Below are 26332 nucleotides of genomic sequence, written 5' to 3' on the forward strand. Positions count from 1 at the left end.
CACCGGGCCGCGGGTCAGGAGCCCTTGGAAGGGCCCTGTCGCCTACTTCTTGGCGCTGTACTCGTACGGCTGGATCTCCGTCTCGCGGAAGAAGTACGCGATCTCGTTCTTCGCGTTCTCCAGGCTGTCGGAGCCGTGGACCGTGTTCTGGTCGATGCTGGTGGCGAAGTCCTTGCGGATGGTGCCCTCGGCCGCCTGCGCGGGGTTGGTGGCGCCCATGATGTCGCGGTTGCCCAGGACGGCGTTCTCGCCCTCGAGCACCATCAGGACGACGGGGCCGGAGATCATGAACTGCACCAGGTCCTTGAAGAAGGGCCGGGCCTTGTGGACCGCGTAGAAGCCCTCGGCCTCCTTCTGGGAGAGCTGCTGGAGCCGGATGGCGACCGGCTTCAGACCCTTCTCCTCGAAGCGGCTGATGATCTTCCCGATGACGCCCTTCTGCAGACCGTCCGGCTTGATGATGGACAGCGTACGCTCGATGGCCATGTGACTGGCTCCTTTTCCCTTTAAGGGGTGTTAGCGCTTCTTGGGGCCGCGCTTGACGGCCTCCTGGAGGGTGGTGCCCAGCTCGGCGGGGCTGGCGGCCATCAGGATGCCCGCGGCCTCCATCGCCTTGATCTTCTCCGTCGCCGTGCCCTTGCCGCCGGAGATGATGGCGCCGGCGTGGCCCATGCGCTTGCCCGGGGGCGCCGACTGGCCGGCGATGAAGCCGGCGATGGGCTTGGTGAACTCGCGGGCCACGTACTCCGCGCCCGCCTCCTCGGCGCTGCCGCCGATCTCACCGATCATGATGACGGCGTCCGTGTCCGGGTCCGCCTGGAACAGCTTCAGCACGTCCACGAAGTCGGTGCCGTTGACCGGGTCTCCGCCGATGCCCACGGCCGTCGACTGGCCCAGGCCCAGCTGGGTGAGCTGGTGCACCGCCTCGTACGTCAGCGTGCCCGAGCGCGACACCACGCCGATGCGGCCCGGCTTGTGGATGTGGCCCGGCATGATGCCGATCTTGCACTTGGCGCCGGGGGTGATGACGCCAGGACAGTTCGGGCCGATGAGGCGCACGCCCGGCTTGCCCTGCAGGTAGCGCTTGGCGCGCACCATGTCGAGGACGGGGATGCCCTCGGTGATGGTGATGATGAGGGACACGCCCGCGTCGGCGGCCTCCATGATGGAGTCGGCGGCGAACGGGGGCGGGACGAAGATGACGGACGTGTTCGCGCCCGTCTGCTTCACGGCGTCGGCGACCGTGTCATACACGGGAACCTTGCCCTCGAACTGGGTGCCGCCCTTGCCCGGCGTCACGCCGGCCACGAGCTTCGTGCCGTACTCCAGCATCTGCTTCGAGTGGAACGAGCCCGCCGAGCCGGTGATGCCCTGGCAGAGGACCTTCGTGTTTTCGTTGACGAGGATGCTCATGGCGCTCCTTAAGGTGTGGGCAATGAAGCGCGCGGACTACTTCAGCGCGGCGACGGCCTTCTCGGCCGCCTGACGCAGGTTGTCCGCCGGGGTGATGGCGAGGCCGGAGTTGCTGAGCAGCTGCTTGCCCAGCTCCACGTTGGTGCCTTCCAGGCGCACCACGAGCGGGACCTTGAGCTGGACCTCCTTCGCCGCGGCGATGATGCCCTCGGCGATGACGTCGCACTTCATGATGCCGCCGAAGATGTTGACCAGCACCGCCTTCACCGCGGGGTCGGCCAGGATGAGCTTGAAGGCCGCCGTCACCTTCTCCTTCGTCGCGCCGCCGCCCACGTCCAGGAAGTTGGCCGGCTCACCGCCCACCAGCTTGATGGTGTCCATGGTGGCCATGGCCAGACCCGCGCCGTTCACCATGCAGCCGATGTTGCCATCGAGCGCGATGTACGCCAGGTCCCACTCCTTGGCCTGCGTCTCGCGCGCCTCCTCCTCGGCGAGGTCGCGGTACTCGAGCAGGTCCTTGTGCCGGTAGAGCGCGTTCTCGTCGAAGGTCACCTTCGCGTCGAGCGCCACCACGCCGCCATCCTTCAGGATGACCAGCGGGTTGATCTCCACCAGGGACGCGTCCGTCTCCACGAACATCTTGTAGAGCGCGGTGCAGAACTGGACGAACTTGTTCACCGTCGGGCCCGTCAGGCCCAGGCCGAAGGCCAGCTTGCGGCCCTGGAAGTCCAGGAAGCCCACCGCCGGGTCCACCGTCTCGCGGAGGATCTTCTCCGGGTGCTTCTCCGCCACTTCCTCAATCTCCACGCCGCCCTCGCGGGACGCCATGAAGGTGACGCGGCTGGTGGCGCGGTCGAGCGTCACGCCCAGGTACAGCTCCTGGCCGATGTCGAGACCCTGCTCGATGTAGACCTTGTGGACCGTCTGGCCCTCGGGCCCGGTCTGGATGGTCTTGAGCTTCATGCCAAGCATCTGCTTGGCCAGCTCCTTCGCCTCGGCGGGGCTCTTGGCGAGCTTCACGCCGCCGCCCTTGCCACGACCACCGGCGTGGATCTGGGCCTTCACCACCACGACGGGCGTGCCGAGCGTCTTCGCCGCGGCCTCCGCGTCGTTGGGCGAGAGCGCGAGGATTCCCTTCGGCGTGGGCACGCCGTACTTCCGGAAGATTTCCTTGCCCTGGTACTCGTGGATCTTCATCGAGGCTCCATGTGGAGACGAGGGGGACGACCCCTTACAGGCGTCAGCGCGTCGCCCTCATTGCGCAGAAACCGACGGATGGCAAGGCCGTTTGACCCGACAGGCACCGCGGTGCGGCACGGTGTGGACCGCTGATAACCAGGAATGTCCGGGCAGATGAGGCGCCCTTCACCGCGCCCCTGCCCCTGGAACGTCAACAGCCCCGCCCGGGCTCCACGAGGGAGACCGGCGCGGGGCCGAGGACACGGCGGAGCGCCCGCGCGAGCGTCACCCTGGACCGCTGTGGCCCTTCTTCTCCTCCTCCTGCGAGAAGAGGTCCTTGATGACCAGCTTGGTCACCTGGCGGTTCATCATCGCGATGGAAGTGGTGAGGGGGATCTCCTTCGGGCAGACCTTCACGCAGTTCTGCGCCTTGCCGCAGTCCTGCACGCCGCCGGGGCCCATGAGCGCGCGCACGCGCTCCTCGGAGTTGAGCTTGCCCGTGGGGTTCATGTTGAACAGGCGGGCCTGGCTGATGGCCGCGGCGCCCACGAAGTCGTTGCCCAGGGTCACCTGCGGGCACGCCTCCAGGCAGCTGCCGCACGTGATGCACGTGGACAGCACGTACATGGTGGACTGGTCCACCGGGGACTGGCGCGGGCCGGGGCCCAGGTTGTGCGTGCCGTCCGTCGGGATCCAGCCCTTCACCTTCTTGAGGGCCTCGAACATGCGGCTGCGGTCCACGGCCAGGTCCCGGACCACCGGGAACTTGCTCATGGGCTCCAGCGTGATCGGCTGCTCCAGCTTGTCGATGAGCGCCGAGCAGGCCATGCGCACGCGGCCGTTGATGTTCATCGCGCAGCTGCCGCAGACCTCCTCGAGGCACGCGGCGTCCCACACCACCGGCGCAACCTTCTTGCCCTCCACGGTGACGGGGTTGCGCTGGATCTCCATCAGGCACGAGATGACGTTGGCGCCCTTGCGATACGGGACCTTGAACTCCTCGTAGTGGCCCGGCTGGTTCGGATCATCCTGCCGCCAGATGCGGAAGGAGATGGTTTGGCTGCTGACGGCGCCTGCCTGTGCGGTGTCCATGTCGCTCGACCCTTCGCTTCCAAGTCAGTTACGGGGGCCCGCGCGATTCAGGCGCGGGCACGCCCAGAAAGTTCCCCGGTGCCTTACGCGTACCAGCGCGGCTCGGGCTTCAGCACGGGCGTCGGCACATCCTCGTAGGAGATGTTCGGCCCCTGCTCCGCGTACTTCGCGATGGTCGTCTTCGCCCACTTGTCGTGGCGCGCCTGCCACAGCGCCATCCAGGCGGGATCGTCGTTGGGATCCTTCGTCTTCGGCTCGGGCAGCGAGAAGTCCGGCTTGTAGTGCGCGCCGCGACTCTCGTCGCGCAAGAGCGCGCTCGTGGCGATGACCTCGCCCAGCTCCAGCATGTTCCAGAGCTGGTTGACGAACGACATCGAGCGGTTGGACGAGTTGCCCGTGTCCAGCACGTTGACGCTCTTCCAGCGGCCCTTGAGCTCGCGGATCTTCTCCACCGTCTTCTTCAGGCGGTCGTTGTAGCGCACGACGGTGCAGTTCTCCGTCATCACGTCGCCCAGTTCCTGCGCCAGGCCGTACGGGTTCTCCGGGCCCGCCATCTTCTTGATGGTGGCGAACCGGTCCTCCCAGTAGCGCCTGGCGTCCTGGAAGTACTTCTCCGGCATGGCCGCCGCGCTCGTCGTCTGGCTCTTGGCGAAGGACGCCATGGCCGGGCCGCCGATCATCCCCGAGTAGATGCAGGAGAGCAGCGAGTTGGCGCCCAGGCGGTTGCCGCCGTGGAACGCGTAGTCCGCCTCGCCCGCGGCGTACAGGCCCGGGATGTTGGTGGACTGGTTCTTGGGGCTGCCCTCGAGCGGCGTGAGCGTCTTCGAGTCGGCCTCGAACGTCACGTACAGGCCGCCCATCGAGTAGTGCATGCCCGGGAAGATGACCATCGGCGTGACGCGCGGATCATCTCCGACGAACTTCTCGTAGATCTCCATCACGCCCTTGATCTTGGCGTCGAGCGTCTTGGCCGGGATGTGCGTGACGTCCAGGTACACGCCGTCGCGCCCGCCGACGCCCAGGCCCAGGTCGCGGCAGACCATGAAGATCTCGCGCGTGGCGACGTCGCGGGGGACCAGGTTCTTGTACTTGGGGTACTTCTCCTCGAGGAAGTACCAGCGCTCGCTCTCCGGGATGTCCCGGGGCCCGCGCGTGTCGCCCTTCTTGCGCGGCACCCAGACGCGGCCACCCTCGCCGCGCACCGACTCGCTCATCAGGCGCAGCTTGTCCTCGCCCGGAATCGACGTCGGGTGCACCTGGATGAACTCGCCGTTGGCGTAGATGGCGCCCTCCATGTAGGCGCGACCCGCGGCGGTGCCGGTGTTGATGATGGAGTTGGTGGAGCGACCGAAGACGATGCCCGGGCCACCCGTGGCGAGGCACACGGCCTCCGCCGGGAAGGTGCGGATCTCCATGGTCCGCAGGTCCACGGCCACGCTGCCGATGCAGCGGCCGCCCTCGTCCTTCACCGTGCCGAGCCACTCCCAGTACTCGTACTTGGTGACCTTGCCCTCGGCCTCGTAGCGGCGGACCTGCTCGTCCAGCGCGTAGAGCAGCTGCTGGCCCGTCGTGGCGCCGGCGAAGGCGGTGCGGTGGTGGAGCGTGCCGCCGAAGCGGCGGAAGTCCAAGAGGCCCTCCGGCGTGCGGTTGAACGTCACGCCCATGCGGTCCAGCAGGTAGATGATGCCGGGGGCCGCGTAGCACATGCCCTTCACGGAGATCTGCTCGGCCAGGAAGTCGCCGCCGCGCAGCGTGTCCTTGACGTGGATCTCCGGGTGGTCACCCTCTCCCTTGGTGTTCACCGCGCCGTTGATGCCTCCCTGCGCGCAGACCGAGTGAGAGCGCTTCACCGGGACGAGCGAGAGCACATCCACCTGGTGGCCCGCCTCCGCGAGCTTGATCGTCGTCATCAGCCCGGCGAGACCGCCGCCCACCACTGTGAACCGCGCTGCTGCTGCCATCATCGTCTCCTTGACCGCCGGATCCAGGGCGCCTGCCGTCAGCCGGCCCGCCACAACCGGCGCGCCACGCTCCGGACATCTCCGTGCGAGTTCTACAGGCTAGTTAACTTGCTGGAAGCACGCCGCAACGGCGGCGAGAAACTCGATAAGCCCGCGTCATTCGCGGCATCAGCCAAGAAGCCCGCCGGGGGTCCCCGACGGGCTTCTGACTGGAACGGCCTACAGCTTGACGGAGTCGACCGTCTTCTTGACCGACTGGAAGGACTTCTCCAGCTCGGCCTTCTCGGCGTCGTTCAGGTCGACGGTGATGACCTTCTCGATGCCGCCCGCGCCGATCTGCACGGGGGTCCCGAAGAAGTAGCCGTTGATGCCGTACTGGCCCTTGAGCAGGGCCGCGCCCGGCAGGATGCGCTTGCGGTCGAAGATGAAGCTCTCCGCCATGGCGATGGAGGAGGCCGCGGGCCCGAAGTAGGCGCTGCCCGTCTTGTACAGGCCGACCAGCTCCGCGCCGCCCTCGCGGGTGCGCTTGACGATGGCGTCCAGCTTGTCCTTCGCGATCAACTCCGTGAGGGGCACGCCGCCCACGGTGCTGTGACGCACCAGGGGCACCATGTCGTCGCCGTGGCCGCCGAGCACCAGCGCCTCCACGTCACGGATGGAGCAGCCGAGCGCCTCGGCCACGAAGCACTTGAAGCGGCTGGTGTCCAGCACGCCCGCCATGCCCACGACCATGTTGTCCGGCAGGCCGGCGATCTTGTGGAGCGCGAACACCATCGCGTCCAGCGGGTTCGCCACGTTGATGACGAAGGCGTTGGGGGCGTGCTGCTTGATGTTGCCCGCCACGTCCGTCATGATCTTGAGGTTGATCTCCAGCAGGTCCTCGCGGCTCATGCCCGGCTTGCGGGGCATGCCGGCCGTGATGATGATCACGTCCGAGCCAGCGACGTCCTTCCAGTCCGTGGTACCGGTGACGCGGCAGTCGTAGCCGTCCACCGCCGCCAGCTGGTTGATGTCCAGGGCCTTGCCCTTGACCAGGCCTTCGGCCGCCGGGATGTCGTACAGGAACACGTCACCGAGCGACTTCTGCACCGCCAGCAGCGCGAGGTTGCCGCCGATCTGCCCGCCACCGATGAGGCCAATCTTCTTCTTGCGATTCTGAGCCATGGCTTCGCCGTCTCCCAATTCCCCGCGAGGGGACTACATGTGCTTGATGATGGCCTGACCGAACTCGGAGCACTTCACCTCGGTCACCCCGGACTGCCCCTCCTGCTTCATCAGGCGGGCGAAGTCGTACGTCACCGTCTTGGCGGCGATGGCGCGGTCCATGCCCTGGATCATCAGGTCCGCGGCCTCGTGCCAGCCCAGGTGCCGGAACATCATCTCACCAGAGAGGATGACCGAGCCCGGGTTCACCTTGTCCTGGTCCGCGTACTTGGGCGCCGTGCCGTGCGTGGCCTCGAACACCGCGTGGCCCGTGACGTAGTTGATGTTGCCGCCCGGGGCGATGCCGATGCCGCCCACCTGCGCCGCCAGCGCGTCCGACAGGTAGTCGCCGTTGAGGTTCAGCGTGGCGATGACGTCGAACTCGTCCGGACGCGTGAGCACCTGCTGCAGCGTGATGTCCGCGATGGAGTCCTTGATGACGATCTTGCCGGCGGCCACGGCGGCCTTCTGCTCGGCGTTGGCGGCCTCCTCGCCCTTGGCGGCCTTCGTCACCTCCCACTGGTCCCACGTGTAGACCTTGTCACCGAACTCCCGGGCGGCCAGCTCGTAGCCCCACTTGCGGAAGGCGCCCTCGGTGAACTTCATGATGTTGCCCTTGTGGACCAGCGTGACGCTCTTGCGCTTGTGGTCCACCGCGTACTGGATGGCCGCGCGGATGAGCCGATCGCTGCCCTCCTTGGACACGGGCTTGACGCCCAGGCCGATGTCCGACGGGAAGCGGATCTTCCCGAACTCCTTCGGGAACTCCTGCTTGAGCAGGGACAGGAACTTCGCCGCCGCGGGGCTGCCGGCCTCGAACTCGATGCCCGCGTAGATGTCCTCCGTGTTCTCACGGAAGATGGTCATGTCCACCTTGTCCGGCGACTTGACCGGGCTGGGCACGCCCTTGAAGTAGCGCACGGGGCGCAGGCAGACGTACAGGTCGAGCAGCTGGCGCAGCGCCACGTTCAGCGAGCGGATGCCGCCGCCCACCGGCGTCGTCAGCGGGCCCTTGATGCCGACCAGGTAGGTGCGGAAGGCCTCGACCGTCTCGTCGGGAAGCCAGTTGTTGACCTGCTTGAAGGACTTCTCGCCGGCGAGGACCTCATGCCAGGCGATCTTCTTCTTGCCCTTGTAGGCCTTCTCCACCGCGGCGTCGAACACGGCCTGGGACGCGCGCCAGATGTCGCGGCCCGTGCCGTCGCCCTCGATGTAGGGGATGATCGGATGGTCCGGCACGGACAGCTTGCCGTTCTGGAGGGTGATCTTCTCGCCGGAAGTCGGGGGAGCCATGGACGTACTCCTGGAAGGTGTGGCCGTGTAAGAATTGGCGCGGGATAGTCGAGAACCCGCCCCCCTCCCGTCAAGGAGTTTGGCCGCTCCTCCAGGTTGCAGGACTTATCGGACCCAGCGGCGCCGCATGCGCTCGGGCACGCGCGCCAGGCCTGGAGGACCGCGCCTGCGCACCGACCTACCAGCAGGCGAGGCCCGGCGCGGGAAGCTCCACCGTCACCGTGAGGCCCTCGCCATCGCCGCGCTCCACGCCGAGCGCCCCGCCCACGGACTCCACCAGCTCCCGCGCCCGGGCGAGCCGACGATGCGCGGGCCCCACCAACATGGGCGACAGGAACACCGCCTGGAGCTCGCGCGCGGACAGCCGCGCCGCGGACGTCACCACCTGGAAGCGCGGCGGCTCGTCACCGAAGTCATCCGGCGCGTCCAGCACCACGCGCACACTTCCCTCCCCCGCGTGGTCCGCCGCGTGCGACAGCAGCAGCAGCAACACCTGCCGTGTACGTCGCGCCCCTGTCCGCGCCAGAACGGTTTCCCCTGGAAGTTCCAGTTTCACTTCGATGCCGTGGATTCTTCGCGTGGCTTCCAGCAATTCCAGGGCTTCTTCCATGAGCGCCGCGACCTCCACTTGCTGGGAATCCGGACCCTCCACCGACGCCAGCGAGGCCCTGGGGGAAGCAGCCTGGGGCGCCGCCCCGGCTTCACCCGACGTCCTGTCCACCCAATCCCGCGCCGCGCTCATGCCGCACCTCGTCCCGTTGGCCCTACAGAGGGACTTTACTGGCGGAATCCGACGCGCTCCATTTCACTACGAGAAAGTACGCAGGGCGTGGTTGACTGGAGACATTACAGCTTCGCGACATCTTGGCCGTGCCGTTGTCGGGTGCTGGGCATGCAGTTCGTGAAACTTGGAGAAATGGCCTGTCACGGTTGACCCAGTGCCCTAGATTCCGGCCTTGACGAAAACAGCAAGGCTGCACAAATTCGATTTGACTGTTCCTCTCGACTCCGTATGATACGGACCCATAGCGAAATGCCGCCCACCGCAGCACCGCTGGAGCAGGGAGGAACTGTTGTGCTTGCAACTTCGCCATCCGCATCAGGCGTTCCTCACTACCGGAGAAGGGGGCTCCTGGACATGGAAGGGGGAAACCCGCTCTCCGACCGGCGGACGGTCGAGTTCGATAGCCGCGACGCTTTCATCAATGTGATTCCGCTGCCGCCAGCGGAAGCCGCGCTGGACGACTCGGGCTATTCGCTGCACGGCCGGGGCGCCAACGCCATCACGTGCTCGCTGGGCACGCTGGACGCGACGCTGGGTGAGGTGACGCGACTGAGCCCCACCGTGGTCTGGGTGATGCCGCGCGGTCCCGTGACGCACACCGAGGGCCCCACCCTGCCCGTCTTCCTCAAGGGCCGTGGGCTCACCATCGGTCCCCTGGTCGGCGCGTTCATCCGCGCGGACGCGGAGACGGCGAGCGCGCCCGTCGGCCTTCAGCTGGTGGGCGTGACGGTGGAGCAGGGCCGGCAGATCCTCTCCCTGCTGGCGGACGCGCTGAAGAACGGCGTGGCGGAGCCGGCGGCGTCGGTGCTGCCGGTGCAGGACACCATCGAGCAGGCCGAGCGCATCCGCTCCATCCTGGTGGCCATCTGCGCGTCCGGGAACAACGGCGTGCTGCGCCGCAAGGGCCGCTCGGTGCGCATGGTGCTCGAGCGCTTCAACACGGCGACGTCGCAGCTGGAGTGGCGCTCCGAGGAGCCCGTCACCGAGTGGGGCGAGGCGCCCTTCGACGTGGACGTCATCGGCTACAACAGCGCGTACCGCATGCGCCTGGACGGCGGCAGCGGCGACGGCGAGCGGCTCTACACGCAGCTGCCCACGCGCATCTCCCGCATCCGTCACCGCTGGCACCGCCGCGTCCCCGCCCCCGCGGGCGCGAACGTGCGCTTCCATCACCCGCTGTGGCGGGAGCTGGGCGAGCTGCAGCGCGACGTGGTGGACCTGTCGTTCTCCGGCCTGTGCCTGCGCTGCAAGCCCGAGGACCTGATGTTCCCCGGCCTGCTGCCGCCGCACATCGAGCTGCAGACGGGCGAGGGCCAGACGCTGACGTTGCGCGGGGAGATCCGCTACGTCACCAGCCCCCGCGCGGATGGCTACATGCTGTGCGGCCTGAGCGTGCAGCCCTACTCCGTGGACGAGGCGCGCTGGGTGCGCTTCGTGTCGCAGACGACGTCCCCCGCCACTCGCACCAGCGAGAACATGGAGGACGGGCTGTGGGATTTGTTCACCCGCTCGGGCTTCTTCAGCCTCGCGGGCAAGACGTCCGAGGAGTTCGAGGAGCAGCGGCTGGCCTTCCGGAGCATGGCCAAGCGCGGCGCGGAGATTCCGCAGCTGTTCTGCCAGGCGGTGTGGCCGTCCGAGCGCGGCCCCGAGGCGACGCTGTCCTTCATGAAGCCCTACCGCCACGCGTGGATGGGGCACCAGGTCGCCAAGCGTCCCGGCAAGCCGCCCCCGAGCGTGCAGGAGCCGGGGCAGATCATGCGCGACTTGTACGTGCGCACCTTCGAGCATCCGCAGAGCGACCCGGACTTCCGCTGGGTGGTGGCCTACGTGGAGGCGCTCAACCCGTGGATCGCCAAGGCGCACGTGCGCTACGCCGAGCGGCAGATGGAGACGGGCCAGGGCCTGGCCTTCACGCGCAAGGTGCACATGCTGGACGTGTACACGCACGAGCAGACGGGCCGCGCGCACGAGGGCATCCAGATTGGCCTCGCGACGGCGCAGGAGCTGACGCTGCTGGCGGACACCATCGCGCGCACCCGCCCCGCCTGCTACGTGGACGCGCTGGACTTCACGCGCGAGCGCATCGACATGCGTCCGGTGCAGGCGCGCTGGAAGCAGTTCAATCTCGAGCGTGAGCGGGAGATCCTGGTCGCGCGGCGCAACGGAGTCCCCGTGGCCGCGACGGTGCTGGAGCTGGGTCAGCGGGGCACGAACCTGTACTGCCTGCTGGACATGGCCCGCCTGTTCCCGCTGACCGAAGAAGGACCGTCCACCTATGTCGCATTGGTGGACGCCGCGCGCCGGTGGTATGCGGCGCGCCGCCGCACCTCGTTCCACTTCCTATGTGAGGACGAGGGGGGGGATTACGTGCAGGAGGCCGGCATCCACGGAGGGCCCGATCCCTACATGTGGATCATCTCCTCCAAGCTGATTCCGGACTTCCTCGAGCACATCAGTGAGCTGACCATCGGGCGCCGCGGCGCCCACAACCCTCGCTAAACGCCCCAGAGGTAGACACATGAGCAAGCAATTCGTGGAGCAGAACTATGTTCCGCACGTGGCCCCCGTGCGCGAGCGCCTCAAGACGTCCCCCGCCCTGAAGGCGCTGCTGGATCCCAACGTGGACCCGGCGCTCGTGGAGGGCTTCCTCATCCAGCTCAACTCGCTGGGTGTCTACATGACGGAGCCGGTGGACAAGTGGATCCGCCGCGCGGGCGAGGCCTCCGTGAAGATGGGCCTCAAGGACGTGGGCGAGAAGCTCATCACCCACGCGAAGCACGAGGAGGGCCACCACCTGATGATGATCGAGGACACCAAGAACCTGGTGGCCCGGTGGAACTCGCGCCGCTCTCCGCAGCTGGACGTGAACGCGCTCTTGAGCCAGACGCCCACGCAGGCGATGGTCGAGTACCGGAAGATCCACGAGGACACCATCGTCGGCGAGATGCCGGCGGCGCAGGTGGCCATCGAATATGAAATCGAGAACCTGTCCGTCGTGTTCGCGCCCGGGCTGATGGAGCAGGCCAAGCGCGTCTGTGGCGAGGACATCATGGAGGCCATGTCCTTCGTGAAGGAGCACGCGGAGCTGGACGTGGGCCACACCGCGCTCAACGAGGTCATGCTCGGCAAGCTGCTGGACCAGGTCCCGGAGAAGACCGCGGTCATCGGCAAGACGGGCGCGCAGGCGCTGGACATCTACCTGCGCTTCATGGGCGACTGTGTCGAGCGCGCCCAGCAGATGATCAAGCCCGCCGCGGCTTGAGGTCCCACCGGGGCCCGCTCGGAAGGCGAGCCCCGCTCAGTCATGCCCCGGGGGCGTCACGGGCCGAGGAATCGGCCTGGGCGCCCCGTCGTGTTCCACCGACCTACCCCGCGCGACGCACCACCGCGTCCGCCGTGCGCGCGCGCGGACGGATGCGTCCACGCAGCGAGCGGCGAAGCCCCTCCAGCTCCGGCCCCGTCGCCGTGCCGAACACGTAGCGGTCCGGGCGCAGCACCACCACGTCCTTGCCGTGGCGGGCGAACCACGCGACCAGCCGGCCCTCCGTGTCCACGAGCGCCTCCGGCGGAGGCTCGCCGATGCGCTCCGCGGAGAGCACGGTCCACGCACGCGCGCCCAGCTCCGCCGCCAGCGCACGGGCCTCCCGCTGCAGGTCCTGCGAGGCGCCCGGCCGCGTGAGCACGACGAAGCCATCGCCCAGCACGTGGTCCAGCAGGACCCGCTGCCCCTCGAGCACCTCCACGCGCGGCTGCGGGAAGTAGGTGCCCTCCGGCGCGGCCTTCTTGCGTCGCGCGCCGAGCAGGAACCCCTGCTCCAGCGCGAAGACGGGCTTCACCTTGAACTGGCGGATGAACTCCCCGGTGACGGGCAGGCGGTAGAGGAGCTGGATGAGCGCGTTGCGCACGCGCGAGAGCACCTGGCCTCCGGACATCATCACCCGGCCCATGGCGTCCGAGCTCTTGATGACCTCGGCCACGTGGCCGCGCCGCTCCTGCTCGTACGTATCCAAGAGCGAGTCGTCCGCCGAGCCGTCCAGCACCCGCGCCAGCTTCCAGGTCAGGTTCGCCGCGTCGCGGAAGCCCGCGCACAGGCCCTGGCCCAGGAACGGCGGCATCAGGTGCGCGGCATCCCCCATCAGGAAGGCGCGTCCCACCCGCCAGCGGTCCACCAGGCGCGAGTGGTACGAGTGGACGTTGATGGAGCGGATCTTCACCGTCGACGGGTCGATGTACGGCGCGATGAGCGTGCGCACGTGGTCCGGCTGCCGCACCGCCTCCAGGTCCGCGTCCGGGTCGACGATGATGTCGAAGCGCATCTCGTCCCGCGCGGTGCGCGCGATGAACCCGCGGCGCTTCGGGCCACACAGGTAGCTGGTGTAGTCGGGCTCCGGCGACGACGTGCTCACGGTGATGGCGAGCGCGTGCTCCAGGCCCGTGGTGCCCTCGAGCTTCAGGCCCAGCTTGCGTCGGATGGGGCTGTGCGCGCCGTCGCACGCGAGCAGGTAGCGGGCGCGGACGGTGAGCACCCGCTCGCTGGCGAGCTCGCGCACGCGCACCGTGAGGCCCTCTGCGTCCTGCACGAAGGATTCGACCTCGTGGCCCTGCCACAGCTCCACGTGCTCGAAGCGCGCCATGCCCTTGCGCAGCATCGCCTCCATCCGCGGCTGCTGGAAGAAGGTGGCCACGTCATGCCCGTAGGGGCGGTCCAGCTTCGTGAAGTCCACCTCCGCGAGCACGCGCAGGCGGTCATCCAGGTAGCGCAGCGTCTTGCAGGGATGGAAGCCCGGCCCCAGCTCTCCCTCCAGGCCCGCGGACTGGAAGATGCGCTGCGCCTCGTCATCCAGGCTGATGGCGCGCGACTGGGCATGCGCGGACAGCTCCTTCTCCACGATGAGCGTCCTGACGCCCTGCAGTCCGAGCAGGTTGGCCGCCATCGCTCCGACCGGTCCACATCCCACGATGATGACATCAACAGTTTCTGGAGCCACGTCCGCCCTCCGGGTCGTCTCGTTGTTGAGCTGCCTTTGATGATTCATCCCCCAGGCCATGGCTGGAATTATCAGCGGGCCATTCACCCTCGCTCTCGCGCGGTCCCCTCACGCGAGTGGACTCCAGAAAGGCGCCGCCGTCGCGTTTTCACTCGGCCCACGCAAACAATGCGGCCCCGAGTCCTCGCCAACTCCACCGGCGAGCGTGCGACCCATCCCGTCACCCCGACCCCGTGCCTCTCGATTCAAAGAACGCCCCGGGGAAAATTCCTTGCATGTTTGAGTTTCACCCCTCGGCGAGCCTCTGGAATCAGCCCCTGGGTGTTCGCGGTTGCAGGCGGGGGTGCACTCCCCACCCGGTGGGTTCCCGCGAGGAGTCAAGGTGGGCAGACATTCCTTACGGACTTCAACATTGCACTGACACCGAATCACAGTTGTCGAACGGCAGAAGGAATCGCTGTCGGAAACACCGCATTGACGTCGTGGGCAACGCGCGGCGTCGTGCATTCGGAGATCGCCAGTGGTTAGGTGGCGCTTCCCCCTCACGCGTGGTTCGCGAAGGAGCAGTTCCATGGAATGGCTCGAATTCTCCCGTTGGTCTCCCGAGGTGGAGCGTCAGCTCGCGCAGCAGGCGGCGCGGCTGGGCGACACGGCGGCCCGCGGAGCCTCCCTGACCCGGCGGGTCCGGATGAGCGCCACGGTGGCGGCGGCGTACCGCTTGAGCGCGATGCTCCGCGAGTATCCGCGCACCAACCCCTGGGGCCACCCCGTCTCGGAGTCCTGAGCCCCAGGCGGGGCCGCCGTGAGCCCCGGGGCTCCGGCACCTCGTGATGCTCGGGACACACCCTGCTCCACCGTCGACGGTGAGCGCATGAAGGGCCCTCGAGGGCTCCATGCCCGCCTCCCTCCGGTGGAAACGACAGGGACCTCGCGGTTCGCCGCGCACTTGATTGACCTGTCAATCCACGGTGGCTCCTCCTCCCGCGTATCGGCGGGCTGGTTCCGGTCCTTCGCCCGGGGTATTGCTCCCCTCCCACTTCGAGTGCCGCGCCTCGTCGCGGTCCTGGTGTGCGGAAGAGGACGTCGGTGGGTACCCACACACGCAGCCCTGGCCTCGCAGCGCGCCCCGAGACGGCGCTGACGCGACTTGTCCCCTGGGCGGGGGCGCTCCTGGGGGTGCTCTGGTTCATCGCGCTGGGCGGCGCGTGGGCGCTGGACCCCACGTCTCTGGAGTGGTTGGGATGGGGGGACTGGGCGCAGCACGTGCTCGGCTGGTGGTTCTTCCGTGAGGCCCCCTGGGGTTTTCCCCTCGGCAGGACTCCCGGCTACATGGCGCCGCTGACCACCACGGTGGGCTTCACGGATTCGAATCCGTGGCTCGCGCTGGCGTTCAAGCCCTTCTCGGGCTGGCTGCCCCAGGACTTCCAGTTCATCGGGCTGTGGCTCGCGTCATGCCTGGCGCTCCAGGGGTTCATGGGCGTCAAGCTGATGGCGCTGTTCACGCCTCGGGCCGCGCATCAGCTCCTGGGGGCCGCGCTGTTCGTGCTCGCGCCGGTGCTTGTCTTCCGATTCGAGCACGACACGCTCTGCGCGCACTGGATGCTGACGGCCTTGCTGTGGCTGCACCTGCGTCCGCGGCCGGATGCGCGAAGTGCGTGGCGGACGCTGCGCGAGGTCCTGCTCATCAACGTGCTCGCGGCTGGCGTCCACCCGTACTTGATGGTCATGGTCTTCGCGCTCTCGACGGCGCTGCTCGTCAGCATGACGTGGCAGGAGCGGCTGCTCACGCGGCGGCAGGCGGGACTCGTGTTCCTGGGGGGCACGCTCATGCTGGGCGGGCTCTTCTTTGCGTTCGGCTATGTGGGCCAGGGGGTACGAGGCGCGGCGCATGGCTTCGGGGCGTACAGCTCCGACATGCTCACGTTGATCAACCCGATGGCGTGGTCACGGATGTTGCCGGCGCTCCCGACGCGCAAGGACCAGTACGAGGGCTTCGGCTATCTCGGCACGGGAGTGCTCGCGCTCGGCGCGGTCCTGGGGCGACCTTCTGTCTGGTGGCCCGAGGTTCGAGCGTGGGCCCGAGCCCATCAGCCACTGTGGGTCGCGGTGGGACTGCTCACGCTGCTCGCGTTCTCGACGACGCTGACCTTCGGCGGCGTCATCGTGCTGTCGGCGCGCAAGATGGCCGACGTGTTCATGCCGGTGCTGGGGATGTTCCGCTCCTCGGGCCGCTTCATCTGGCCGCTCCACTACCTGGTGCTCACCGGCATCCTGGCGCTCGTCATCTGGCGCTGGCGCGAGCGTCCCGCCGTTCTCACGGGCATCCTGCTGGGCGCGGTGGTCACCCAGGTGGTCGACACCGAGGAACTGTGGACGCAGAGGCGGTTTCGACCGGCGCCGTGGCCTCGGCTCGGTGCACCGGAGTGGGCGCAATTGGATTCGTTCTACCGGCACGTGGTGCTGTATCCGCCGTACATCCATGACTCGAAGCTGCCATGCACCCAGAACACGTTCCGCCGGGATGACTATGTACGCTGGGGGGACCTCGCGTACCGGAAGGGCCTGTCGACGAACAGCGGCTATGTCGCTCGCATCAATGAGCGACACGTCGAGCAGAGCTGCGAGGCACTCGTGGCCGATGTCGCGCAGGGCCGGCTCTCGTCGGACACGCTCTATGTCGTCGATACTCCGAAGCTGGGGTTGTTCCAGGGATTGGGAGAGCACGTCACCTGCGGCACGGTGGATGGGTTCAATGTCTGCGTCGCCGCTCGTGACGGTCGGTTCAGGGAGGCGCTCTTGAGGTCCTCGAATCGCGCACAGAGGCCCCTTCCATGAGCGCGGCCTCACGACATCTCCCCTGGGCCGGAGCGCTTCTGGGCGTGCTCTGGTTCGTCGCGCTGGGCGGTGTACGCGCGCTGGACCCCACCTACCTGGATTGGTTGGGATGGGGAGACTGGACGAAGAGCATCCTCGGCTGGTGGTTCTTCCGTGAGGCCCCCTGGGGGTTTCCCCTCGGCAGGACGCCCGGCTACATGGCGCCGCTCACGACGACGGTGGGCTTCACGGACTCGACACCGTGGGTCTCGCTGGTGCTCAAGCCGTTCTCCGGGTGGCTGCCTCAGGACTTCCAGTTCATCGGGCTGTGGCTCGCGTCGTGCCTGGCGCTCCAGGGGTTCATGGGCGTCAAGCTGATGGCGCTGTTCACGCCTCGGGCCTCGCATCAGCTCCTGGGGGCCGCGCTGTTCGTGCTCGCGCCCGTGCTCGTCTTCCGGTTCGGGCACGACGCGCTCTGCGCGCACTGGATGCTCACGGCCTTGTTGTGGCTGCACCTGCGTCCGCGGCCGGATGCGCGAAGCGCGTGGCGGACGTTGCGCGGTGCCCTGCTCATCAACGTGCTCGCGGCTGGCGTCCACCCGTACCTGGCGGTCATGGTCCTCGCGCTCTCGACGGCCCTGCTCGTCAGCATGGCGTGGCAGGAGAGACACCTCACCTGGCGACAGGCGGGACTTGCGCTCCTGGCTGGATGCCTGGCCGTGGGTGGCGTCTTCTTCGCGTTCGGATACGTGGGCCAGGACGTACGCGGAGGCACACAGGGATTCGGTGTCTACAGCGCGGACATGTTGTCGCTCATCAATCCCATGGGGTGGTCACGGGTGTTGCCGTGGCTGCCCGCGCGGAGTGGCCAATACGAGGGCTTCGGTTATCTCGGCACTGGCGTCCTCGTGCTCGCGCTCGTCGCGCTGCTGGGCAGGCCGTCCGCCTGGTGGCCTCAGGCGCGCGCACGTGCTCGAGCACACGGGCCGCTCCTGGCCGTGGTGGGGCTGCTGGCGTTGCTCGCGTTCTCCACGACGATGACCCTCGGTGGCACCACCGTGCTGTCGATGCGGAAGGTCGCCGAGCCGTTCATGCCCGTCCTGGGCATGTTCCGCGCTTCGGGGCGCTTCATCTGGCCCCTGCACTATGTCGTGCTCACGGGCATCCTCGCGCTCGTCACCTGGCGCTGGCGCGAGCGCCCCGTCGTCATCACGAGCGTGTTGCTCGGTGCGCTGCTCATCCAGGTGGTCGACACCGAGGAGCTCTGGGCACAGCAACGGTTTCGCTCGGCGCCCTGGCCCCGGCTGCGCGCGACGGAGTGGACCCAGCTCGATTCGTTCTACCGGCACGTGGTGCTGTATCCACCCTACATCCATGACTCGGAGCTGCCGTGCACCGAGAACACCTTCGCCCGGGATGACTACGTGCGATGGGGGGACCTCGCGTATCGCAAGGGTATGTCGACGAACAGCGGATACGCCGCGCGCTTCAATGAACGACATGTCCAGCAGGTCTGTGAGGAGCTGAAGGCCGATGTCGAGCAAGGCCGACTCTCGGCGGATACGCTCTACGTCGTGGACCCACCGAAGCTGGCTTTGTTCCAGCGCCTGGGCGAGCTGGTCAGCTGCGGCAACGTGGACGGGTTCAACGTCTGCGTGGCTGGTCGTAATGGGCGCTTCAGGGAGGTGCTCCTGAAGTCCTCGGCCCGTGCGCCACTGCCTCCCACGGCGGAAAGTCCTATCACCCCTCCGTGATGCCCTTGCGCAGCGCCGTGCGCTCGAGCTTGCCCATCGCGTTGCGGGGCAGCGCGTCCAACCAGATGAAGCGCGTGGGCAGCTTGAAGCCCGCGAGTGAGTCACGGCACCAGGTCTCCAGCACCGGTGCATCCGGACGCTGCTGGCCAGTGCGTGGCGCGAGGAAGGCCACGGGGACCTCGCCCCATCTCGCGTCGGGGACGCCAATCACCGCGGCCTCCTGCACCGCGGGATGATTGGCGAGCACCGCCTCCACTTCCGCCGGGTAGATGTTCTCCCCTCCCCTGACGATGAGGTCCGTTCGACGTGAGAGCACCGTGAGGCGACCTCGCGCGTCCAGCACCCCGAGGTCCTTCGTGTGGAGCCATCCGTCACGGAACGCCTCGCGCGTCGCGTCGGGACGATTCCAGTAGCCCGCCATCACCGTGGGGCCTCGGACCTCGATGTTGCCTTCCTCGCCAGGGCCTCGTGCAGCGCCGTCATCTCCGACGATGCGCACCTGGGTCCCCGGCAGAGAGCGTCCCGCGGTCTTCCCATCCGCCTCGGAGGGAGACTCCGTCGTCACCTGGGAACAGGCCTCGGTGAGACCGTAGGTCTGGAGCGCCAGGAGCCCCACTGCGCGTGCCCGGTCCAACAGGAACACTGGCACGGGCCCACCGCCAATCAGCGCGAGCTTGAAGGTCTCCGGCACCTGGCGACCGGCTCGGATGTCGAGCACCCGCTCCAGCGTCGTGGCGACGAGGCTCGCGTGCGTCACGCCTTCGTCGATGGCTCGACTGGTGGCCTCCGCGTCGAAGCGCTCGTGCAGCACGAGACAGCCTCCCTCGTACGCGGTGCGCGTCAACATCGCGAGACCACCGACATGGAACAGTGGCAACGTCCCGAGCCAGCGCGGCGCGGGATGCGCTCCGAGGTTCTCCGCAGAGGCTCGGCACGACGCACGGAAGTTGCCCTCCGTCAGCACCGCGCCCTTCGGCCTGCCCGTCGTCCCGCTTGTGAAGAGCACGACGCGCGGTGCGTCCTCAACCAGCGGCACACAGGTCGTCGAGGGCTCCGAGGGAGCCAGGGGCGCGCCTTCCGTCGGTCGCCCTGTCGACGACGCACAGGCCGTGGACGGCGTCAGCGACGCACCCGTTACCAAGAGTTCCTCGTCTGGCGGTCGTACTGCCGACGCCACAGAGGACTTCAGCGACTGCGCATTCGGCAGTTGCCCTCCCGACGCCAGCTCAGGTGTCGGCGTCTCCGACGACGCGCGGGTCTCCCTCGTCCGCTCGCGCGGTAGCCGCTCCCTCGACGCCACGTACTCCGACGCCACGTACGCCGGCGACGCGAAGGTCTCTATCGTCCGCTCGCGTGAGAGACTCTCCCCCGACGCCACGAACGTCGTCGACGCGAAGGCATCCGGCGTCCGTTCGCGAGGGAGCCCCTCCCCTGAAGCCACGTACGCCGTCGACGCGAAGGTCTCCAGCGGCTCCGCCCCTGGCAGACGCTCTCGCAAGGCCCCCATCGCCAAGGTGAGCGCGGGCGCGATGTCCTCGACCAACGGGGCCAACTCAGCGCGAGTGAGGCGCGCGTTCAGCGGCGCCAGCAGCGCTCCCAGCCGCCCCAGGGCCCAGAACAGGAACACACAGGCCGGCTGGTTCGTCGACAGCAGCGCGACCCGCTCTCCCGCGCCGATGCCCCGGGCCTCGAGCGCGGCCACCCACCGATTCACCTCGGCGTCCAACGCTCCGTAGCTCCACGAGCGCCCGGCGTATGTGAGCGCCTCCGCTTCCGGATGAACGCGGGCGCCCTCGCGGATGGGACAACCGAACGTCGTCACACCACCGCTCCGGCATCCAGCCCGAGCCCCGGCGTCTCCGGCAACCGGATGCGCCCATGCAGCGGCCGGTAGTCATGCACGGCGGGCTCACTCTTGAAGAGCTTCCCCACCGCGAGCCCCGACGCGAGCGCCCCTGAAGGCAACGCGGCCGCGAGGTGCGCCGCCCCAGCCCGAGCCACCACGCCGTCCAGCGAGCTCGTCACATACGCCTGCATGCCCAGCCGAGCGGCGCGCATCGCCACCACGAGCCCGGGCAGCAGCCCTCCCAACACCATCGGCTTGAGCACCACCGCGCCCACCGCCGGCCCACCGCCCAACAATGGATCCGAACCCAGCAGCGCGCGCAACGTCTCCGGAGAACCGAGCGACTCGTCCGCCGCCACCATGCACGGCGCACGTCGCTGCACGCGCCACAACGCGGCAAGGTCGTCCGCCGGCGTCGGCTGCTCCACCAGCTCCAACTGGTACCAGCCCAGCTTGTCCAACGCGCGCTTCGCCTCGAGCTCCGACCAGCCACCGTTCGCGTCGAGCCGCAGCTTCACGTCCGGCCCCACCGCCTCGCGCACCGCCTTCACGCGCTGCTCGTCCTCCTCCAGCGCGCGACCGCCCACCTTCAGCTTGAGCGTCCCATACCCCTCGGCCACCGCCACTCGCGCCTCATCCACCAGCGCCTCCGCCGTCTCACCGCCCAGCAGCGCATTGACCAGGACCTCGGGGCGCGCCTCCTCTGCCAGGAGCCAGCACAGCGGAACCCCCTGCCGCCTCGCGAGCAGGTCCAACAGCGCCAGCTCCAGCGCATGCTCCGCGGCGGGCACCGGCCCCGGAGGCGCGGGATGACGGGCTCGCACCCGGACACCCTCTCCTCTCGCCACTGTCGGCGGGAACGGAGACAGCGTGTCCTCGACGGCGCGCACCGTGTCGCCCAGGAACTGCCCTTCGAGCGAGGACAGCCACGCCGCCAGCACCTCGCCGCAGACGGGGAGCGACTCCGTGCCGAACTCGGGCAGCGGCATCGCCTCACCGAGCCCCACCCGCCCCTCTTCGTCCTCGAGGCGCACGAGGAAACCCTCGCGCGCGGAATAGGTGCCTCGGGCCGTCTTCAGGGGCTGGAGCAGCTCCAGTCGGAGCGGGGTCAGGGTTGCCTTGACGATGCGCATGGACTCACATCATCGCAGGTACAGGCCCAGCCCGAACAGCACTCCGAAGATGAGCTGGAAGCGCGCGGTGCCGCCCAGCGCGGGATTCAGCGCCGCCCCCTGCTCGCGCATCACGCGCTGGAGCGGAGGCACCGCCAACGGGAGGCTCAGGAACGACAGGAACACCCAGGGTGCCGCGTACCCCAGCGCGTACATCGCGACAGGCGTGGCGAACGAGGCGGCGAGCAACAACACGTACTCCGCCTTGCCCGCCGTCGTGCCCCAGCGCACCGCCAGCGTCCGCTTGCCGGCCTTCACGTCCGTCGTCACGTCGCGCAGGTTGTTCACCACGATGAGCATGGTGCCGCTCGCCCCCACGGGGATCGCCGCCCACCACGCCGCCGGATGCACCGTGCCGGCCTGCACGTAGAACGTCCCCGTCACCGCGACCAGCCCGAAGAAGATGAAGACGAACAGGTCTCCCAGGCCGTTGTACCCCAAGGGGAACGGCCCACCCGTGTACGCGTAGCCACAGAGCAGCGACGCGAGTCCAATCGCGACGATGGGCCAGCCGCCCACCGCGACCAGATAGGCGCCCACCGCCGTCGCCGCGATGAAGCACACCGCCGCGCCCATCAACACCGTGCCCGGCGCGATGAGCCCGCTCTGCGTGACGCGCACGGGGCCCAGGCGCTCGTGGGTGTCCGCGCCCTTCTTGAAGTCGTAGTAGTCGTTGATGAAGTTGGTGCCGATCTGGATGAGCACCGCACCCACCAGCGCCGCGAGCGCCGGGAGCAGTCGCCCCACGCCCAGGCCGAACGCGAGCGACGTCCCCACCAGCACGGGCACCAGCGCCGCCGTCAGCGTCTTCGGACGCACGGCCATCAACCACGTCTTCACCGTGGGACGAGGCTTCGACAGGGACACCGGTGCGCCAGGAACCGACGTGCTCACGGACTCATCCTCCCAGGGTCCGCCCCCGTGGCGGCCGCCTCGAACTGGGGCGCCTCGTACCAGGGCGTCTGCAGGAAGCCCAGCACCTCGCGGACGTACTCCTCTGGCGTCTCCAGATGGGGCGCGTGGCCGCAGTCCGCGAAGGCATGTCGCCACACCACCGGGAGCTCCGCCGCCATCCGCCGCGCCGTGTTCGTGAACTTCTCGTCCTTCGCCCCCGTCAAGAGCAGCGTGGGCAGGCGCTGATGGTGCAGCTCCGACCAGTAATCGGGTTGCACGCCCAGCCCCAGGCACTCCAGCGCTCCGGCGAGCCCCTCCGCCGTGCAGGCCCGGCGATGGGCCCGCAGTCGCTCCCGCCGCTCCGCGGGCATGGCGCGCAAGGAGTCGAACAGCGGCAGCGCCTCCCAGCGCTCCACGAAGGCGTCGACGCCCTTCGCGCGGATGAAGGCCGCCAGTTGCCCGTCCGACTCCCGCCGCTCGGCGCGCTCCTGACGACGGTGCAGCCCGGGCGAGCCGCTCTCCATGATGAGCCGACCGAAGCGGTCCGGCGCGCGCACCGCCGCGGCCAGCGCCACGCGCGCGCCCTGCGAGTACCCCAGCAGGTCCACCGTGCCCAGCCCCAGCGAGTCCACCAGGGACACGAGCGCGTCCACCGTCTCGAGGAAGCCATCGCGTCCGCGCCGCTCGGGCAGCGGCGTGGCGCCGTGGCCCGGCAGGTCCACCGCGATGGCCTTCACCGAGCGGCCCATCAGCGGCTTCAGCCCGTCGAAAGAGCCGCGATTCCCGGTGAAGCCGTGGAGCAGCACGAGCGGTCGGGGGCCTTCGCCCCACGTCTCGTACGCCAGCGTCACGCCCATGGTCCCTCTCCGAGTGCGGCGGCCATTCTCGCGAAGAGCTGCCGGTGGTCATCCACGTTCGCGGCCCGGTCCACGCGCACCTCCACCAGGTGCAGGCCGCCTTCCAGTCCTTCACGCACCGCCGCTCGCAGCGCCGCGGGCGTCGTGGGCCGATGCAGCCGAGCCCCACCCAGCGCCGCCGCGTGCGACAGGTCCACGCCGTGCGGCGTGCCGAACAGCGACTCGAACTCGTCCGGCTTCGCCGCCTGCGCGATGGGCAGGAACGAGAAGATGCCGCCACCGTCGTTGTTCACCGCGACCACCGTGAGCGGAACGCGCGAGCGCGCCGCCGTCACGAACGCGCCCACGTCGTGCAGCAGCGCCAGGTCCCCCGTCAGCAGCACGGCGGGACGCGACGCCGCGGCCGCGACACCGAGCGCGCTGGAGATGATGCCATCGATTCCATTCGCGCCCCGGTTGGCCAGCACGCGCAGCGGCACACCACTCGCCGGGGCGAACGCGTCCACGTCCCGGATGGGCATGCTGCTGGAGACGAACAGCGGGACCTCGGCCGGAAGCGCGGCCACCACCTCGCGAGCGATGCGCGGCTCGCTGAGCAAATCCGGTCGCTCGGCGAAGGCCGTCTCCAACGCGCCGCGCACCATCCGCTCCGCGGCGAGGAAGCCCTGGGTCCACCGGCCCACGCTCCGCTTCACGCCCTTCGCCAGCGCGGCACACGCCGCCACTGCCGAGCCCTCCACCACCGTGGCCGCGCGGTGCGCGGGGTCGAACAGCGCCCCCCCGTCACTGAAGAGCACGATGTCCGCGCCCGAGCCGTCCAGCCACTGCTGCGGCACCTTGGGCGTCAGCCCCCCCCCGAACCGCAGCACCAGCTCCGGCCGATGCGCCCTGGCGAACGGCGCGTGACGAAGCATCGCGTCGTAGTGCGAGAGCGTCAGCGGACCGCCGCCATACCGAGCCTGGGACGTGGCCTCCGCCAGCACCGGGTAGCCCGTGGCCTGCGACAGCGCGGAGATGGCCTCGGCGAAGCCGTCCACTTCGTCGCGAGGACCGCAGACGATGACACCCCGCTCCGTCGCGGCGACGCGCTGGCGCACCGACTCCAGCACCGCCGCGTCCGGCACCGGCGCGGGCGCGGCGATGCGCGTGAACGGCATCCCCGGGCGACCGTGCTTCGCGAGCGCGGACAGGCGCTCCTCACCATATGCCTCGGTCACCGGCGCGAGCGGCTCGCGGAAGGGCACGTTGAGCTGCACGGCGCCCCGAGGGGCCCGCAGCGAGGTGGCCACGGCGCGGGCCGCGGTCGCGCGCAGGTGAGACAGCGCCACGTCGCTCGACTCCGGCACGCCCACGTCCGTGAAGCTGCGCGCGTGCTCACCATAGAAGCGCGCCTGCGGCACCGTCTGCGCCGCGCCCCACCCCTGCAGCTCCAGCGGTCGGTCCGCGGTGAGCACGATGAGGGGCACCTGGGACAGCGAGGCCTCGATGACCGCCGGGTAGAAGTGCGCGCCCGCGGTGCCGCTCGTCGCGACCAGGATCACCGGCGTGCGCGATTGCTTCGCGAGCCCCAACCCGAAGAAGGCCGCGCTCCGCTCGTCGATGACGGACCAGGTGCGAAGGCCCTCCGCGCGCGCGCAGGCGATGGCCAGCGGCGAGGAGCGCGAGCCCGGACACACCACCGCGTGTCGCGCGCCGCCGCGCACCAGCTCCTCCACGAGCGCGCGAGCCCACAGCAGGTTGAGATTACTGTCGCCCGACATCCCCGCCTCCCAACGCACGCAACACGGCCAGACTCTTCATCTCCGTCTCCCGCCACTCCGCCTCCGCGATGGAGCCGGCCACGATTCCGCAACCCACGTACAACCGCGCGCGAGCACCCCGCACCCGCGCCGAGCGCAGCCCCACCATCAGGTGCGCCCGCTCGGGCCCCACCCACCCCACCGGCCCCGCGTACCAGCCCCGGTCCAGCCCCTCGTGCTCCACCAGGAAGGACAACGCGCGCTCCCGAGGCGTCCCGCCCACCGCCGGCGTCGGATGCAGCGCCTCCACCACCTGCGCGGCCGACACCCCCTCGCGCAGCCGCGCGCCAATGCCCGTGCGAAGGTGCACCACGTTCTTCAACGCCAGCAGCTGGGGCTCCGCGTCGGAGTGGACCTCGTCCGCGAGCGTGCGCAGCGCCGCGAGGATGTAGCGGACCACCGCGGCGTGCTCACGCGCGTCCTTGTCCTGTCCTCGCAACCCCTCGGCCTCGCGCGGCGCCGCGGTGCCCGCCAGGGCCTCCGTCTCCAGCGCCCGGCCCTCCACCCGACACAGCGTCTCCGGCGTCGCGCCCAGGAAGCACGTCCCGTCCAGCGCGCGGAACAAGAAGGTGGCGCAGCGCGGGTTCTGCTCACGCAGCCTCGCCAGCACGTCCACCACGTCGAACGCCTCGGCGGCCTCCACATCCACGGGCCGCGCCAGCACGACCTTCTGGAGCTGTCCCGAGGCAATCGCCTCCAGCGCCCGCTCCACACGCGCCTCGAACTCCGGCCGCGACGACACCACCGTGAGCGCGACCTCCGCGCCCCGCGCGTGCCGATACCCTTCGGAGAAGCGCGCGCGGACCCGCTCGAGCCGCGAGCGCACCACGTCCTCGCCCCCACGCGCCTCCGGTGCGAACGCGGCCACGGCCAGCCCGCTCCCGGTGCGCCACACCAGCACCTCCGGCAGCGTCCAGCGCGCCACGCCATGCGCGGCCCACGCCTCGTCCACCACCCCCGCCGCGCCGAAGCGGAGCCCGCCGAACCAGGGCCCCGGCATGTCGGACGGCGCCGGGCCCAACCACCGCAACGAGAGGTCACTCAAGGAGCCCAGCACCGCGGGGACCTGTGCGGGCACGGTCGCCTCGACGACCGCCGCCTCGCCCCAGCCCGCCGCCGCCTCGCGCGCCAGGGGCCGCTCCCAATACACCGTCGGAACGCCCAGCGAATCCGCTCCGGAGAGTGGATCCACCGCCGCCAGGGGCATCATTCCGGCCACCCAGCGCTGGCCCTCAACGGGATTGAGCGTCTTCATCAGCGGTCCTCATCCGCGACTGCCCTGA

At 69.1% G+C, this 26332-nt stretch carries 20 protein-coding genes; 5 read left to right on the forward strand and 15 right to left on the reverse strand.

Annotated features, from left to right (window positions below; genetic code table 11):
• Window positions 1–42 precede the first annotated feature (42 nt).
• The 8 genes from ndk to K8625_RS20210 all read right to left on the reverse strand — a co-directional run bounded on the left by ndk (window position 43) and on the right by K8625_RS20210 (window position 8751).
• Window positions 43–486, reverse strand: a complete 444-nt coding sequence (gene ndk / locus K8625_RS20175) for a nucleoside-diphosphate kinase (RefSeq protein ID WP_223747464.1) — start codon at window positions 484–486, stop codon at window positions 43–45.
• A gap of 30 nt (window positions 487–516) precedes the next feature.
• Entirely contained in the window at window positions 517–1413 is an 897-nt protein-coding gene (gene sucD, locus K8625_RS20180) for a succinate--CoA ligase subunit alpha (RefSeq protein WP_141328676.1), read from the reverse strand.
• Window positions 1414–1449: 36 nt separating this feature from the next.
• A complete protein-coding gene (gene sucC, locus K8625_RS20185; RefSeq protein WP_046714051.1) occupies window positions 1450–2610 on the reverse strand; it encodes an ADP-forming succinate--CoA ligase subunit beta in 1161 nt (386 codons plus the stop codon).
• Between the two features lie 267 nt (window positions 2611–2877).
• Window positions 2878–3684, reverse strand: coding sequence for a succinate dehydrogenase iron-sulfur subunit (sdhB, locus tag K8625_RS20190; protein WP_141328678.1), 807 nt, complete (start codon window positions 3682–3684; stop codon window positions 2878–2880).
• Window positions 3685–3767: 83 nt separating this feature from the next.
• Window positions 3768–5645, reverse strand: coding sequence for a succinate dehydrogenase flavoprotein subunit (gene sdhA / locus K8625_RS20195; RefSeq protein WP_223783630.1), 1878 nt, complete (start codon window positions 5643–5645; stop codon window positions 3768–3770).
• Between the two features lie 219 nt (window positions 5646–5864).
• Window positions 5865–6809 (reverse strand): malate dehydrogenase, encoded by a 945-nt coding sequence (gene mdh, locus K8625_RS20200; protein ID WP_141328680.1) that lies wholly within the window; start codon window positions 6807–6809, stop codon window positions 5865–5867.
• 33 nt (window positions 6810–6842) lie between these two features.
• Entirely contained in the window at window positions 6843–8141 is a 1299-nt protein-coding gene (gene icd, locus K8625_RS20205) for an NADP-dependent isocitrate dehydrogenase (RefSeq protein WP_223747460.1), read from the reverse strand.
• 178 nt (window positions 8142–8319) lie between these two features.
• Complete coding sequence (locus K8625_RS20210; RefSeq protein WP_223747459.1) at window positions 8320–8751, reverse strand: ATP-binding protein; 432 nt, start codon at window positions 8749–8751, stop codon at window positions 8320–8322.
• A 528-nt stretch (window positions 8752–9279) separates the two neighbouring features.
• Between K8625_RS20210 and K8625_RS20215 the strand changes: the two genes are divergently transcribed.
• Window positions 9280–11424: a hypothetical protein gene (locus tag K8625_RS20215; protein ID WP_223747458.1), complete on the forward strand. Its 2145-nt coding sequence runs from the start codon at window positions 9280–9282 to the stop codon at window positions 11422–11424.
• Between the two features lie 19 nt (window positions 11425–11443).
• Window positions 11444–12187 (forward strand): hypothetical protein, encoded by a 744-nt coding sequence (locus K8625_RS20220; RefSeq protein ID WP_074952194.1) that lies wholly within the window; start codon window positions 11444–11446, stop codon window positions 12185–12187.
• A 103-nt stretch (window positions 12188–12290) separates the two neighbouring features.
• On the opposite strand, the gene K8625_RS20225 is transcribed toward K8625_RS20220, so the two are convergent.
• Window positions 12291–13913, reverse strand: a complete 1623-nt coding sequence (locus K8625_RS20225) for a bifunctional 3-(3-hydroxy-phenyl)propionate/3-hydroxycinnamic acid hydroxylase (RefSeq protein WP_223747457.1) — start codon at window positions 13911–13913, stop codon at window positions 12291–12293.
• A 571-nt stretch (window positions 13914–14484) separates the two neighbouring features.
• On the opposite strand from K8625_RS20225, the gene K8625_RS20230 reads away from it, so the two are divergent.
• The 3 genes from K8625_RS20230 to K8625_RS20240 all read left to right on the forward strand — a co-directional run bounded on the left by K8625_RS20230 (window position 14485) and on the right by K8625_RS20240 (window position 18481).
• On the forward strand, window positions 14485–14697 hold the full coding sequence (locus K8625_RS20230; RefSeq protein ID WP_223747456.1) for a hypothetical protein: 213 nt from the start codon (window positions 14485–14487) through the stop codon (window positions 14695–14697).
• A gap of 302 nt (window positions 14698–14999) precedes the next feature.
• Window positions 15000–16748, forward strand: coding sequence for a DUF6311 domain-containing protein (locus K8625_RS20235; protein ID WP_223783631.1), 1749 nt, complete (start codon window positions 15000–15002; stop codon window positions 16746–16748).
• A gap of 44 nt (window positions 16749–16792) precedes the next feature.
• Window positions 16793–18481 carry a DUF6311 domain-containing protein gene (locus K8625_RS20240; RefSeq protein ID WP_267700796.1) on the forward strand — a complete coding sequence of 563 codons (1689 nt, stop codon included), beginning with the start codon at window positions 16793–16795 and terminating at the stop codon, window positions 18479–18481.
• Here K8625_RS20240 and K8625_RS20245 read toward each other — a convergent pair.
• The 6 genes from K8625_RS20245 to K8625_RS20270 are packed head-to-tail and all read right to left on the reverse strand — an operon-like array spanning window position 18468 to window position 26304.
• On the reverse strand, window positions 18468–20303 hold the full coding sequence (locus K8625_RS20245; RefSeq protein ID WP_223783633.1) for an AMP-binding protein: 1836 nt from the start codon (window positions 20301–20303) through the stop codon (window positions 18468–18470). The genes K8625_RS20240 and K8625_RS20245 overlap by 14 nt on opposite strands.
• A complete protein-coding gene (locus K8625_RS20250) occupies window positions 20300–21460 on the reverse strand; it encodes a mandelate racemase/muconate lactonizing enzyme family protein (protein ID WP_223747453.1) in 1161 nt (386 codons plus the stop codon). Before K8625_RS20250 ends, K8625_RS20245 begins: the two co-directional genes overlap by 4 nt.
• A 9-nt stretch (window positions 21461–21469) precedes the next feature.
• A complete protein-coding gene (locus tag K8625_RS20255; RefSeq protein WP_223747452.1) occupies window positions 21470–22393 on the reverse strand; it encodes a 1,4-dihydroxy-2-naphthoate polyprenyltransferase in 924 nt (307 codons plus the stop codon).
• On the reverse strand, window positions 22390–23250 hold the full coding sequence (gene menH / locus K8625_RS20260; RefSeq protein WP_223783634.1) for a 2-succinyl-6-hydroxy-2,4-cyclohexadiene-1-carboxylate synthase: 861 nt from the start codon (window positions 23248–23250) through the stop codon (window positions 22390–22392). Before menH ends, K8625_RS20255 begins: the two co-directional genes overlap by 4 nt.
• The gene (gene menD / locus K8625_RS20265) at window positions 23241–25010 is read right to left on the reverse strand and encodes a 2-succinyl-5-enolpyruvyl-6-hydroxy-3-cyclohexene-1-carboxylic-acid synthase (RefSeq protein WP_223783635.1); all 1770 of its coding nucleotides are present in this window, start codon (window positions 25008–25010) and stop codon (window positions 23241–23243) included. Before menD ends, menH begins: the two co-directional genes overlap by 10 nt.
• Window positions 24994–26304, reverse strand: coding sequence for an isochorismate synthase MenF (locus tag K8625_RS20270; RefSeq protein ID WP_223783636.1), 1311 nt, complete (start codon window positions 26302–26304; stop codon window positions 24994–24996). The genes menD and K8625_RS20270 overlap by 17 nt, the downstream gene beginning before the upstream one ends.
• Between the last annotated feature and the right edge of the window lie 28 nt (window positions 26305–26332).

The sequence above is a fragment of the Myxococcus sp. AS-1-15 genome, from assembly GCF_020037055.1.
GTDB lineage: Bacteria > Myxococcota > Myxococcia > Myxococcales > Myxococcaceae > Myxococcus > Myxococcus fulvus.

What these genes read in the sequence shown, in the direction of transcription:
- ndk (WP_223747464.1), bottom strand. Translation starts at nt 486, where the DNA reads ATGGCCATCGAGCGTACGCTGTCCATCATCAAGCCGGACGGTCTGCAG.
- sucD (WP_141328676.1), bottom strand. Translation starts at nt 1,413, where the DNA reads ATGAGCATCCTCGTCAACGAAAACACGAAGGTCCTCTGCCAGGGCATC.
- sucC (WP_046714051.1), bottom strand. Translation starts at nt 2,610, where the DNA reads ATGAAGATCCACGAGTACCAGGGCAAGGAAATCTTCCGGAAGTACGGC.
- sdhB (WP_141328678.1), bottom strand. Translation starts at nt 3,684, where the DNA reads ATGGACACCGCACAGGCAGGCGCCGTCAGCAGCCAAACCATCTCCTTC.
- sdhA (WP_223783630.1), bottom strand. Translation starts at nt 5,645, where the DNA reads ATGGCAGCAGCAGCGCGGTTCACAGTGGTGGGCGGCGGTCTCGCCGGG.
- mdh (WP_141328680.1), bottom strand. Translation starts at nt 6,809, where the DNA reads ATGGCTCAGAATCGCAAGAAGAAGATTGGCCTCATCGGTGGCGGGCAG.
- icd (WP_223747460.1), bottom strand. Translation starts at nt 8,141, where the DNA reads ATGGCTCCCCCGACTTCCGGCGAGAAGATCACCCTCCAGAACGGCAAG.
- K8625_RS20210 (WP_223747459.1), bottom strand. Translation starts at nt 8,751, where the DNA reads ATGGAAGAAGCCCTGGAATTGCTGGAAGCCACGCGAAGAATCCACGGC.
- K8625_RS20215 (WP_223747458.1), top strand. Translation starts at nt 9,280, where the DNA reads ATGGAAGGGGGAAACCCGCTCTCCGACCGGCGGACGGTCGAGTTCGAT.
- K8625_RS20220 (WP_074952194.1), top strand. Translation starts at nt 11,444, where the DNA reads ATGAGCAAGCAATTCGTGGAGCAGAACTATGTTCCGCACGTGGCCCCC.
- K8625_RS20230 (WP_223747456.1), top strand. Translation starts at nt 14,485, where the DNA reads ATGGAATGGCTCGAATTCTCCCGTTGGTCTCCCGAGGTGGAGCGTCAG.
- K8625_RS20250 (WP_223747453.1), bottom strand. Translation starts at nt 21,460, where the DNA reads ATGCGCATCGTCAAGGCAACCCTGACCCCGCTCCGACTGGAGCTGCTC.
- menH (WP_223783634.1), bottom strand. Translation starts at nt 23,250, where the DNA reads ATGGGCGTGACGCTGGCGTACGAGACGTGGGGCGAAGGCCCCCGACCG.
- menD (WP_223783635.1), bottom strand. Translation starts at nt 25,010, where the DNA reads ATGTCGGGCGACAGTAATCTCAACCTGCTGTGGGCTCGCGCGCTCGTG.
- K8625_RS20270 (WP_223783636.1), bottom strand. Translation starts at nt 26,304, where the DNA reads ATGAAGACGCTCAATCCCGTTGAGGGCCAGCGCTGGGTGGCCGGAATG.